The sequence below is a fragment of the Paracoccus sediminicola genome, from assembly GCF_027912835.1.
Classification (GTDB): Bacteria; Pseudomonadota; Alphaproteobacteria; order Rhodobacterales; family Rhodobacteraceae; genus Paracoccus; species Paracoccus sediminicola.
The window spans coordinates 1,305,895-1,317,919 of sequence record NZ_CP115768.1 but is presented as its reverse complement, the minus strand read 5'-3'; the positions used below and the strand labels follow the sequence as shown (position 1 = coordinate 1,317,919).

Annotated in this window: 12 protein-coding genes; 8 read left to right on the top strand and 4 right to left on the bottom strand. The window is 63.5% G+C overall.

Going from position 1 to position 12,025, the window contains the following annotated elements; all coding sequences use genetic code 11:
- Window positions 1-12: 12 nt before the first annotated feature.
- Complete coding sequence (locus PAF18_RS06490; protein ID WP_271117786.1) at window positions 13-714, bottom strand: anti-sigma factor; 702 nt, start codon at window positions 712-714, stop codon at window positions 13-15.
- Window positions 711-1,256, bottom strand: a complete 546-nt coding sequence (locus tag PAF18_RS06485; protein ID WP_271117785.1) for a sigma-70 family RNA polymerase sigma factor — start codon at window positions 1,254-1,256, stop codon at window positions 711-713. Before PAF18_RS06485 ends, PAF18_RS06490 begins: the two co-directional genes overlap by 4 nt.
- A gap of 175 nt (window positions 1,257-1,431) precedes the next feature.
- Here PAF18_RS06485 and PAF18_RS06480 point away from each other — a divergent pair, with 175 nt between their 5' ends.
- From PAF18_RS06480 to PAF18_RS06450, 7 genes are all read left to right on the top strand, one after another.
- Window positions 1,432-1,962, top strand: a complete 531-nt coding sequence (locus PAF18_RS06480; protein ID WP_271117784.1) for a fasciclin domain-containing protein — start codon at window positions 1,432-1,434, stop codon at window positions 1,960-1,962.
- Window positions 1,963-2,068: 106 nt separating this feature from the next.
- Window positions 2,069-3,403, top strand: a complete 1,335-nt coding sequence (locus PAF18_RS06475) for an NAD(P)/FAD-dependent oxidoreductase (RefSeq protein WP_271117783.1) — start codon at window positions 2,069-2,071, stop codon at window positions 3,401-3,403.
- The gene (locus PAF18_RS06470; RefSeq protein WP_271117782.1) at window positions 3,400-4,191 is read left to right on the top strand and encodes a DUF1365 domain-containing protein; all 792 of its coding nucleotides are present in this window, start codon (window positions 3,400-3,402) and stop codon (window positions 4,189-4,191) included. The genes PAF18_RS06475 and PAF18_RS06470 overlap by 4 nt, the downstream gene beginning before the upstream one ends.
- Window positions 4,184-5,341, top strand: coding sequence for an SAM-dependent methyltransferase (locus PAF18_RS06465; RefSeq protein WP_271117781.1), 1,158 nt, complete (start codon window positions 4,184-4,186; stop codon window positions 5,339-5,341). Before PAF18_RS06470 ends, PAF18_RS06465 begins: the two co-directional genes overlap by 8 nt.
- Window positions 5,334-6,629, top strand: a complete 1,296-nt coding sequence (locus PAF18_RS06460) for an MFS transporter (protein ID WP_271117780.1) — start codon at window positions 5,334-5,336, stop codon at window positions 6,627-6,629. The genes PAF18_RS06465 and PAF18_RS06460 overlap by 8 nt, the downstream gene beginning before the upstream one ends.
- Complete coding sequence (locus PAF18_RS06455; protein WP_271117779.1) at window positions 6,626-7,354, top strand: SDR family NAD(P)-dependent oxidoreductase; 729 nt, start codon at window positions 6,626-6,628, stop codon at window positions 7,352-7,354. The genes PAF18_RS06460 and PAF18_RS06455 overlap by 4 nt, the downstream gene beginning before the upstream one ends.
- Complete coding sequence (locus tag PAF18_RS06450) at window positions 7,351-8,883, top strand: cryptochrome/photolyase family protein (protein ID WP_271117778.1); 1,533 nt, start codon at window positions 7,351-7,353, stop codon at window positions 8,881-8,883. The genes PAF18_RS06455 and PAF18_RS06450 overlap by 4 nt, the downstream gene beginning before the upstream one ends.
- Before the next feature lie 460 nt (window positions 8,884-9,343).
- Here PAF18_RS06450 and PAF18_RS06445 read toward each other — a convergent pair whose 3' ends face one another.
- Together PAF18_RS06445 and PAF18_RS06440 are read right to left on the bottom strand one after the other, a co-directional pair.
- Window positions 9,344-10,345 carry a leucine-rich repeat domain-containing protein gene (locus PAF18_RS06445; protein ID WP_271117777.1) on the bottom strand — a complete coding sequence of 334 codons (1,002 nt, stop codon included), beginning with the start codon at window positions 10,343-10,345 and terminating at the stop codon, window positions 9,344-9,346.
- A 248-nt stretch (window positions 10,346-10,593) separates the two neighbouring features.
- A complete protein-coding gene (locus PAF18_RS06440) occupies window positions 10,594-10,905 on the bottom strand; it encodes a hypothetical protein (RefSeq protein ID WP_271117776.1) in 312 nt (103 codons plus the stop codon).
- 779 nt (window positions 10,906-11,684) lie between these two features.
- On the opposite strand from PAF18_RS06440, the gene PAF18_RS06435 reads away from it, so the two are divergent.
- Window positions 11,685-11,873, top strand: a complete 189-nt coding sequence (locus PAF18_RS06435) for a helix-turn-helix transcriptional regulator (protein WP_289624980.1) — start codon at window positions 11,685-11,687, stop codon at window positions 11,871-11,873.
- Window positions 11,874-12,025 lie beyond the last annotated feature (152 nt).

Sequence of the window (12,025 nt, the reverse complement as noted above, 5' to 3'; positions counted from 1 at the left end):
TGCCGGCCCGGCTCAGATCCGCCGCATTGCCGCCTGCGCGACCACCGGCCCCGTCGCGACCCCGCCCGGTGCGCCGCCGGCGGGCTCGTCGGTGATCGCCATGGTGGCGTTGGCAACGAGGGTGCGCAGCTCTTCCGGAACCGGCATCGCCGCCTGACCGCCACGCGGCATCACCCCCAGCGAGATCGGCGCACGGTCGCCCTGGATGAGCCACAGCTCATAGTCGCGGCCCTCACCCGGGGCACGCCCGTCCATCGAGACGCGCATCTCGCCATTTTCGTCGTTATAAAGCGCGGTCAGCCGCACTTCGCTATCTTCCGAAACCATGTCCGAGACCCACATCTCGCCCGCGCCGTCGGGCTGGCGCGGCATCCCCAGCCAGAGCACCGAGGCGAGCGCCAGCGTCGCACCGACCGCGCCGATGGCGATCCACCGCCACAGCGCCGCGCCCGCGCGCGCGGGCAACGCGACGGCCTTGCCGAACAGCCGGGTTTCCACGCCCTGCCAGATCTGCTCACGCGGGGCCATGGGGCGGACCTCGTCGGCGAGCGGATCGAGATGCGATTCCCACCGCGCGACCTCTTCGGCGAGGGTCGGCTCGTCAAGAAGCCGCAGCCGGAACGCCTCGCGCTCGGCCAGGGGCAGCGTGCCGAGCACATACTCCCCTGCCGTGGCGATGTCGCGCGGATCGAGTTTCGGGTTGCCGTCGATCATTTGGTCAGACACTCCCTCAACTTGATCAGACTGCGGCGCAGCCAGCTTCGCATGGTGTTCAGCGGCACGTCATAACGTTCCGCCAGCTCGATGTAACTCTCCCCTTCTATATAGGCACGGCGCACCGCGTCGGCCCGGTCTGGTTCCAGCTTGGCCAGACAGGCCTCGATGCGCCGCCCTTCCGAACGGATCTCTGCGCTCTGCTCGGGGGTTGGCCCCTCGTCGGCGAGCGTCTCGGCCACGTCCAGATCGCCGCCGCCGGGTTTGCGCGCGCGCAGCTTGTCGATGGCATGGTTGCGCGCAACGGTGTTCATCCATGCCTGCGGGCTGGCGATTTGCGGCTGGTAGCGGTCGGCGCTATGCCAGATCTTTACAAACACATCCTGCAAAGCATCCTCGGCCTCTTCGCGGTTCTTGAGGATACGGAGGCAGATCGCGAAAAGTTTCGGCGCGGTCAGACGATACAGTTCAGCAAAGGCGGCACGATCGCGAAGCACGACACGACCCAGCAGATCCTTCAGCTCTGCATGGGGTGGCGTCATCGTCGGATCTCCGGCTTGTTCGGGGCAGGATGCACCGGGCGGGGGCAGGGTGCAACCCGCCCGATCGGCGCCCGGCGGGGCTGCGGACGGCACCCGTTTCAGGTCACGAAACCGTGAGCGTCGCAACAAAGCGTCGTCATCAAACGTCTAACTGAGACCATCAAAGGAGGTTATCATGAATTTCTTCAAGATCGGACTTACTGCTGCTTTCGCCATGACCGGCGTTGCAGCCATCGCCCAGACCAGCGACTCGACGGATGCGGAAATGCCCGCAACCGTCGCCGACATCGTCATGGAGTCGGAAGACCACACCACGCTCGAAACCGCGGTGACCACCGCCGAAATGGGCGAGGCACTGATGGGCGAAGGCCCGTTCACCGTCTTCGCGCCGACCGATGACGCTTTCGCCGCGCTGCCCGAGGGCACGCTGGACGAGGTGCTGATGGAAGAGAATCGCGACCAGCTTGTTCAGATCCTGGGTTGTCACGTTGTCGAAACCAAGGCGCTTGCCGCCGATGTCGCCCAGATGATCGAGGATGATGACGGTAGCCATGACGTCACCACGATGGGCAATTGCAGCCTGACGCTGACCCTGGATGGCGACATGGTCAAGATCAACGACGCCGTCACCGTGACCGCCGCCGACCTGGAAGCGGGCAATGGTGTCGTCCATGTCGTGGACGGCGTTCTGCTCCCCGCGAGCTGATCTCTGTCGATAGGATGACGGGCCGGGCGGGGGGTTCCTCCGCCCGGCCTGATTGCGCCGGTGCCGATGGCTTCGGCATTGGAATTTTCAGGCGCGGGAGTGCGGCGTGACCCAGAGCGGCAGAGACCGGATCGCGATCATCGGCAGCGGGATTTCGGGACTGGGCGCGGCCTGGCTGCTTGATCCCCATCACGATGTGACCTTGTTCGAGGCCGAGAACCGGCCCGGCGGACATGCCCGCACCGTGCGCGCCGAGGGGGTGGCTGTCGATACCGGCTTCATCGTCTGCAACCGGCGCACCTATCCGCTGTTCATTCCGATGCTGGAAAGACTGGGCGTCGCGCTCGAAATCAGCGACATGTCCTTCTCGGCCAGTTTCGGGGGCGGTCGTTACGAATATGGCACCCGCTCGACGCGCGCGCTGTTCGCGCAGCCCATGTGCCTGATGAGCGCCGGTCACTGGCGGCTGCTGCGCGATATCCTGCGCTTCTACCGTCACGCGCCCGCGCATCGCGCGTATCAGGGCAGCATCGGCGATCTGCTGAGCGGCTTGCGACTGGGCAACGAATTCCGCGACCGCTTCCTGTTGCCGATCTCGGGCGCGATCTGGTCCACCCCGACCGCCGATATGATGAATTTCCCGGCCGGGGCTTTCGTGCGTTTCTTCGACAATCACGGGCTTCTCTCGGTCAGCGGCCAGCCTCAGTGGCTGACCGTGACCGGAGGATCTCGCCGCTATGTGCAGGCGGTTCTGGACAGTCTGGGCCACACCGAGCTGCGCCTTTCGAGCCCGGTCCGCGCGGTGCGTCGCGACGGGCAGGGGGGCGTGATCATCGCCAGCCCGCGCGGCGAAGAGCGCTTTGACCGGGTGATCTTTGCCACCCACGCGCCGCAGGCGCTCTCGGCGCTTGCCGATCCCGATGCGGATGAGACAGCGATCCTCGGCGCGCTTCGCACTCAGCCGAACCGGATGGTGCTGCATTCCGACCCGCGGCTGATGCCGCGGCGGCGGCAGGCCTGGGCGTCGTGGAACTATGTGACCGGCGGGGATCTGCCCGCCACGGACCGCCCGATCAGCCTGTCCTATTGGATGAACCGGCTTCAGAACCTGAGAACGCCGCGTCCGCTCATTGTGACGCTGAACCCCGAGATCGAGCCGAAGCGGATCCATGACGAGACGATCTTCGCGCATCCGCAATTCGACAGCGCCGCCATTGCCGCCCAGGCGCGTCTGCCCGAGATCCAGGGCCGGGGTGGCGTCTATTACGCCGGGGCCTGGACACGTTACGGGTTTCACGAGGACGGGCTGCTTTCGGCGCTGCGCGTCGCGCAGGCGATGGGAATCGACTGGCCGCTCGGACCCGATCCCTGGGCGTTGCCGGGGCAGGGGGAGGTTGCCGGAGACCTCATCTCCGCGCCCGTGCAGGCGAGCGCGGCATGAGCACCGATCTCTGGGACGGGGCGCTGATCGACGTGACGATCTGGCATGCCCGCGCGGGCGATGTCTCGCGCCAGTTCCGCTATGGGGCCTGCTATGCAGCGCTGCCGCTCGGCCCGCTCGAGGCGGATCGTCTGCCGCTGCGCCCGGAGCGGGGCGGCATCTGGCGGATCAGGCGGCGCGATTACGGGCATCGCGACGGCGGCAGCTTCACGGCCTTCATGGATGAGCAACTCGTTCCGGTCGGGCTTGGCCATTGCAAGACCACGCTGGTGACCATGCCGCGCAGCCCGTTTCACGGCTTCAATCCGGTCAGCTTCTGGCTCGCGCGCGACGAGGACGGTCTGCGGGCCGTGCTGGCCGAAGTCTCGAACACCTTCGGCGAGCGGCATGTCTATCTGTGCCGCAATCCCGACAACGCGCCGATCACCCGCTCTCACAGGCTTTCGGGCGAGAAGCTGTTCCATGTCTCGCCCTTTCTGCCGCGCGACGGCCGTTATGTGTTTCGCTTCGATCCGGGACCGGGGCGCTTCGGGGCCTGGGTGGACTGGTTCGGGGCAGGCGGCGAGCTGCGGCTTCAGACCTCGATGACCGGCCCGGCCCGGACGCTCAGCCGCGCCAGCCTGCGCCGCAGCGCCTGGCGTCATGTCTTTCAGGCGCAGAAGGTCACCGGGCTGATCCATTGGCAGGCAGCGAAACTGTTTTCGCGCGGCATTCGTTACAGATCGAAACCGCCGCAACTCGACCGCACGCGGTCGGAGGCCACGCAGACAGAGGGGAAGAATGTTTGAACAGAAGATCCGTTCGGAGTTTTTACGCACATTGGACGGAATCCGCTGCGGACGTCTGACCCTCACCACGCCGGGTGGCGACGAAAAGATCTTCGAAGGCCCCGAGCCAGGGCCGGATGCGGCGCTGTTGATCCATGACTGGCGCACCGTGCCTGCCGTGGCGACCAGGGCGGATATCGGGCTGACCGAAGCCTATCGCGACGGATGGTGCGATACGCCCGACCTGACGGCGCTGCTGACGCTTGCGCTGATGAATGAAGAGGTGATGGACCGCTATATCTACGGCAAGCCGGTCCATGCCATGGCGATGCGGCTGCTTTACCTGTTCAACCGCAACACCCGAGCGGGCTCGCGGCGCAATATCTCGGCGCATTACGATCTGGGCAATGATTTCTACGGACTATGGCTGGACAAGACGATGACCTATTCCTCGGCGCTGTTCGCCGAGGGCGACGATCTGGAGACAGCGCAGCGGCGCAAATACGACCGGATCATCGACGGTCTGGGCGGTGGCTCGGGCCGGTTGCTGGAAATCGGCTGCGGCTGGGGCGGCTTCGCGGAACGCGCGCTGGAACGGGGCGATTTTGCGCCGAAGGGGCTGACGCTGTCGACCGAGCAGGCTGATTACGCGCGCGACCGGCTGGGACCGGGGGCAGAGATCGCCTTGCAGGATTATCGCGACGAAAAAGGGAAATACGATCATATCGTCTCGATCGAGATGTTCGAGGCGGTCGGCGAGAAATTCTGGCCGGTCTATTTCGGCAAGCTGGGCGACACGCTGTCCCGACAGGGCCGCGCGATGATCCAGACCATCACCGTTGCCGATCGCTATTTCGAGCGCTACCGGAAGAGCGGCGACATGATCCGCAGCTTCATCTTTCCCGGAGGCATGCTGCCCTCTCCCGGACGGTTCCGGGCAGAGGCAGAGCGCGCCGGATTGCGGGTCGAGGACAGTTTCGGCTTCGGTCGCGACTATGCCCGCACGCTGAGCGCGTGGCTGGAGCGCTTCGATGCGTGCCGGTCCGAGATCCTGCAAATGGGCTTTGACGAGTCGTTCATCCGGGTCTGGCGCTTCTATCTTGCCGCCTGCGTGGCCTCGTTCGAGGTCGGGCGCACCGACGTTCTGCAATACCGGCTGGCCCATGCCTGACGGCCCCGCCGCGCCCGACAGCCCAAGGGTTGCGGCGGGGAGGTTCGGTTCCGACGATCCGGGCCGACGCGACCTGGCGGCCTATGCCGTGTTGGCCCTGCCGCTCGCCTTCGGAGGTCTTCCTCTCTACATTCACGCGCCCGATTTTTTCGCTGCGGAGCGCGGCGTGCCGCTGACAGCACTCGGGCTTGCGCTGTTCTGGCTGCGGCTGCTGGATGCGGCGCTCGATCCGCTGGCGGGCTGGGCGGGGGATCGCTGGCCGCAGGCGCGGGGCGCGCTGATCGGGGTCGGGGCGGTTCTGCTGGGCGCGGGGGTCGCGGCGCTGTTTGCGCCCGCGCCGGTGCCTGTGCTGGCATGGTTCACCGTGACGCTGGCCGTGGCGAGCCTCGGGCATAGCCTGATCTCGGTCAACCTGCTGACCATTGGCGGGCTCTGGCGGCGCGATCCGGCGCAGAAATCCCGGATCAGCGCCGCGCGCGAGGGGTTCGGGCTGGCCGGGCTGATCCTGGCCGTAGTGCTGCCCTCGGCGCTTGCCCCGGTGATCGGGCGGCAGGCGGCGTTGCTGGTGCTGGCCGGGGTGCTGATCGTGACGCTTCTGGCCACGCTGCCGCTGTTCCGCCGCTGGCTGGAGACGGCGCGGCTCGAGGTTACGACGCCGCCCGATGCCCGCCCCGACTGGCGCGCGCTGCTGCCCTTCTATGCCATCGCTGCGATCGTGCTTCTGTCGGCGGCGTTCCCGGCGGCGCTGATCCTGATGCTGGTCCGTGATCTGCTGGGTGCCGAGGCGCTTGCCGGGCTGTTCCTGCTGGCCTATTTCGCCGCCGCCCTGCCGGGGGCCGCGATTGCGGGGCGGCTGGCCGGGCGTTTCGGTGCGGTGCCGGTCTGGACCGGGGCGCTGATCCTGTCGGTTGCGGGCTTCGCCTTCGCCCTGACGCTCGGCCCCGGCGACAACGCCGCTTTCTTCGCGATCTGCGTCGCCACCGGCTTCTGTTTCGGCGCCGATCTGGTGCTGCCGCCCGCGATCCTTTCGGACCGGATCGAGGCCACCCAGACCGGCGCTGCTGCCACCCGCGCCTATGCGGCGCTCGGCTTTCTCACCAAAGCGGCCCTCGCACTGGCGGGCGCGGTGGCGCTGCCGCTGCTGGAACTGGCCGGGTTCCGGCCGGCCGAGCCCAATGACACCGCTGCCCTGCGCGCGCTGCTGCTGCTTTACGCGGGGCTGCCGCTGCTGCTGCGGGGCGTTGCCGTCATTCTTCTCCTCTTCATTCACAAGCGAGGCGCGATATGAACGAACGCATCTGGATCATGGGCGCCTCGGAAGGCATCGGCGCGGCACTCGCGCAGGCCTGGGCGCAGCGCGGCGCGAAGCTGATCCTCTCGGCGCGGTCCGAGGACAAGCTGGCCGATCTGGCCACAACGCTGGGCGGGGCGGAAATCGTGCCCTGCGACGTCGCCGACCGCGACAGCCTGGGCCGCGCCGCCGAGACGATCCGCGCGGGCGGCCCGCTCGACCGGGCGGTGACGCTCGCCGCGCTCTATGATCCGGGCAAGGTGATGGAGATCGACGCCGATCGCGCGGCGCAGATCGTCACCGTCAACCTGACCGGCAGCTTCAACTTCGCCCGCAGCGCCGTGCCGCTGCTGAAAACCGGCGGGCAGCTTGCCCTGACCGGCTCGGTTGCGGGCTATATCGGCCTGCCGCAGGGCCAGATCTATTCCGCGACCAAGGCGGGGGTGACCAATCTGGCCGAGACGATGCGGGCCGAGCTGGCGCCGGATGTCGATATCCGCCTGATCAGCCCCGGTTTCGTCGATACGCGGCTGACCCAGAAGAATGATTTCGACATGCCCGCGATCATCCAGCCCGAAGAAGCCGCCCGGGCCATCGTCTCGGGGCTGGACCGGGGCGGGTTCGAGGTGCATTTCCCGCGCCGCCTGACCCTGTCGCTGAAGCTGATGCAGATGCTGCCCTATGCGCTTTCGCTGCGGCTGACCAGACGCCTCGTACGATGACACGGCGGCTGATCCTGATTCTCGGCGACCAGCTTTCGCGGCAGATCTCGTCGCTGAAAGGGGCCGAAAAGGCGCAGGACGTGATCCTCATGGCCGAGGTCGCCGCCGAGGCGGGCTATGCGGACCACCACAAGCAAAAGCTGGCACTCGTCTTTGCCGCGATGCGCCACCATGCAGGCGAACTTCGCGATGCGGGCTGGCGCGTCGATTACCGCGAGCTGCGCGAGGACGTTCCCGACCTGCGAACCGCCGTGGCCGAGGCGATCAGGGCGCATGACCCCGAAACCCTCGTCGTGACCGAGCCGGGAGAATACCGGCTGTGGGACGAGATGCAGGGCTGGGAAGAGGCGCTGAACCTGCCGGTGATGATCCGGGAGGATGAGCGGTTTCTCTGCGCGCATCAGGATTTCGCCGACTGGGCCGACGGCCGCAAGATCCTGCTGATGGAGCATTTCTACCGCGAGATGCGCAAGCGCACCGGGCTGCTGATGGACGGGGACAAGCCGGAGGGTGGCAAGTGGAATTACGATGCCGAGAACCGCAAGCCGGCCAGGGACGATCTGTTCCTGCCCGCACCGCCTGAAGGCGCGGATGACGATATCACCCGTGAGGTGCTGGCGATGGTCGAGGACCGTTTCCCCGATCATTTCGGCCGGTTGCGCCCCTTCCGCTGGCAGGTCACGCGCAAGGGGGCCGAGGCCGCGCGGGATCGCTTCATGACCGACGCGCTGCCGGATTTCGGGCGCTATCAGGACGCGATGCTGACCGATAAACCGTGGATGTATCATTCGGTGCTTGCGGCCTATCTGAATATCGGGCTGCTCGAACCGCTGGATCTCTGCGCGCGTGCCGAGGCAGAGTATCAGGCCGGGCGTGCACCGCTGAACGCCGTCGAGGGCTTCATCCGCCAGATCATCGGCTGGCGCGAGTATATTCGCGGCATCTACTGGCTGAAAATGCCGGATTACGCCGAGGTCAACGAACTCGGCGCTGATCGCCCGCTGCCGGATTTCTACTGGACCGGCGAGACCGAGATGCACTGCCTGGCGCAGGCCATCGGCCAGACCATCGAAACGGCCTATGCCCACCATATCCAGCGGCTGATGATTACCGGCACCTATGCCATGCTGATCGGTGCCGACCCGCAGCAGCTGCATCGCTGGTATCTGGGCGTCTATGCCGATGCCTATGAATGGGTCGAGCTGCCCAACACGATCGGCATGTCACAACATGCGGATGGCGGTCTGCTGGCGACGAAACCCTATGCGGCGAGCGCCAGCTATATCGACCGCATGTCGGATTACTGCGGCGATTGCGTCTATGATCCGAAGGCGAGGACGGGCGAGGGCGCCTGCCCGTGGAATGCGCTCTACTGGGATTTCATCGCCCGCCACGAGAAACGTTTCGGCGAAAACCATCGAATGCGGATGATGGTAGCGAGCTGGCACAGGAAATCCGCCAAGGACCAGCAGGCGCTGCGAAAGGCGGCGGCGGCGCATGTGAAGAGCCTGACGCCGTATCGCGGTTGATATGCGCGTGCGGCGTGGTAGATCTCGTGATCCGCGCTGATTGACGAGCCCGGCCTTCATGAAGCGGGCCTCGATCAGCCTGATCGGTCTGACCTGGTTCAGGGGCTGAGGGGACGGTGGGGCCGGAAAGACTGCGCAGGCGATGTCTGCGGTACATGCCTGCGCCCATCTCGGTTCTCATCAGCATGAAGAATAACCGAAAAATCCGGCCGCAGCCGCTTCGGGAGAACGCTTTTGTGGGGGCAAGTGGCGGAGCGAAAGGAGCGCCTGAAAACTCTGCTGGAAGTAGCGACCGGGATCTATTCTGAAATCGGCGAATCCAAGGAGGTTCTGTTCAACACCCGTGCTTGCGCGCATTTGCGCTGGCTCCAACCTTCACATGGAACTCCACGTCACCCACTCGAATTTCTTGCTTTTTTCCTGCCAAGGGGACTCGGCCATTACAGAAGCTTGAACCCGCTTAAAATGGTATCTCGTCATCTTCCTCAACTTTGCGGATGAAACTATTATTCCTTTTCAGCCAAGCCAATTGGTCGGGCGTCAAACCAGGCAGATCTTCATCTATGTACATCTCCTCCATCTCCCCAAGGTTTACAATTGAACTGGGGAGCTTGAGGTTGGGATTCGCCGAGAAATCAATGCGCTTCAAGTTTTTCAAGGTTCCAATTTTTTCCGACACATATTCAAGGTCGTTCATCCACGCGGTAAGCATTCGAAGGGAGGTGGCATTTTCAATACCATCTGGGATGATCTTGATATCATTGCCGCCTACCTTTAGCTCCTCCAGCCATGGCGTAAAAATGTGGCGCGGCAACTCGGTCAGCCCACAGTACTGCAAGTGCAGAAACTTAAGGTTTTTGGCACGTTGGATGCTCTCCGGTATCCTTTCCAGCTCAACCGAAAAGTTTTCGGGGTAGCCGCCCTTTCCAAAATAGAGGCATTCTAGCTTCGGCAGTAAGAACACCTCGTCAGGGATGTAAGTGATCGGGTTGGCCCGTCCGAAGAAGCCGACCTCTGCACTCAAGAGCCTGAGATCTTGAATCGCCTCAATATCTTCTTCAGAGATTGAAAGCGGATCACCCTTGGTAAAGCTGTTTGCGTAGCGATCAAACTGGGGAAGCCCGTGGCTGACGCCCCAATTAATGACCGAATAGACAATGAACGATGCCTCCTTTCTCCGCCAGACTTCGTACATGCAGTCGGCAATCATGTCATTCCGCGGACGCCCCTGGTCGCGCCCTGTTTTTGTGATATTTGAAAGCCGCTCCTTTACTAGCGCCATGGCCTTTGGATCGTACTCGACAGAATGAATGTCACTCACATCCATTCCTCGCGCCTTGCAGAGGGAGTATATTTCCCTACCATCCGACGAGTTTTTTTCGCTCGTGCTTTTCGCCCGTCCCATTGCAAAAAAGAACCTTACCACGAAGAAGAGGACGATTGCTCCAATAATTATTTCCATAGATCTTTCCGCATGGTTGATATGACCCCTCTCCAGAGGTCAATGACCTCTCCGTAGCCCGTGACCGGAGCCAAGAGGAGAGCTATCGTGGCTTTCGGCCCTGACTACTTTGCGATAAGCTGCTTCTTGGCATCACTCTGACGCGGCCGGCGAAAGCTGTCTCTACAGTGTTTCGGCAGCACGCTTGAAGTAGGCCAAGCTATCGTCAAAGTGATCCACCAGTTCGTTGTCACACATGGCAACAGCGATCACCCATCGTGACACGAGTGAATATCCAATATGCTCGATAGATTCGTCTCCGTCCTTGAGGCGAAGCTCTTCTTGTCGGCTGCAAGGACGTCGAGGAAAACCTTACGCTCCGGGAAAGATAGATCCTGGAAGTCCTTTTTCGTATATTCTCGATCAAAGAACGACAGCGCGTCATTTACACCTTTGCCGACCCGCGCCTGCTTTGAAAGCGGGGCAACTCTCGCTACGGCGACTGTTTCATCAAACTCGCGCCGAATTGCAGTCTTCACCCGATCCTTGTCACTGTCTTTCTTTTTAAAGAGCCCGAACATGCTCAACCTGTCCCATTAAGATTTCTGATTGATTGCACCACGACGGTTAGCCGGTGTGCGTGTGACTTACTAGTCTCACATGACGTTGGCCGTGCCAACTGCGCCAGATCGTCTAGGTGCGTCACTCAGTAGGCGTCCAGATCGTCATCCCCAACGGCCCGCGCTTGGGCTCCAAAGTGATCGAGGTTGCGGGGAGACGCCGGACGGTAGGCCCGATCGAGCGCGTCGGTGGTGATGGCGGCGAACCCGCTCGGGACCCACCAGGCTGGCTAGAGTTTTCGCCGACCGCACAGACCCGCGTGGCTGCGTTTCGTCGGGGCGTGTCGAAGGCCGGGCAACTTCGGCACGCCCACCCCCGCCAATTCTTCTCGCTACTACTCGGTTGCGGCTGAACAGAACACGATCAAAGCAAATACAAAGCAGGAGCAAAGTGTCCGACCGAGACTTTCAAACGCATGATTCTAAAGGGAATCGTAGCCATCGGTTATTGCTGTGAATCCTATCGTAGTCCCGCGAAGTCGGAGGGAAAGCGATACGCAAAAACTCCGCTCAGTGGGCAGGGTCGAATGCCGGCCACCTGCCACGTTCCTCTGGGAATAGCGTCCGATACGCTTGCTTTCTCTCGCTCTCGCTGGGTGCGTTGACGGCACTGCGCGGCCGCGGCGCCTTTGCGCACAGCGCCTCAAGACACTGACTTGCCTCTCTTTTTCTTTCACGCCTTCGTCCTTCTGCAACCGCTGTGAGTTGTGAAGAAGGAGACGATGATGAAACCAACTTGCTTGAACCAGAAAGAACTGGCGGAGCGCTGGACCATTTCGCACCGCACCCTGGAGCGGTGGCGGTGGGCCGGCGAAGGACCTGTGTGCATGAAGATCGGAGGGCGCGTCGTCTACCGCATCGCCGATGTCGAGGCCTTCGAGCGCGACGTAATGAACGCGACGTCCGATCAGAGCGTCCCTGCCTACTGACCCCGGCCTCGTCCCCCGGACCTGGCGCACCGCTCCAAAGCTCTGATTTGCGACGCATTTCGATTGCGCCACATCCCCGGCTCGGCTAGCCTCGGCTTAGGCCCAGAAAATGGGCGCGCATAGTTAGGGTGCGCACTGCCCGAGCCGGGGAG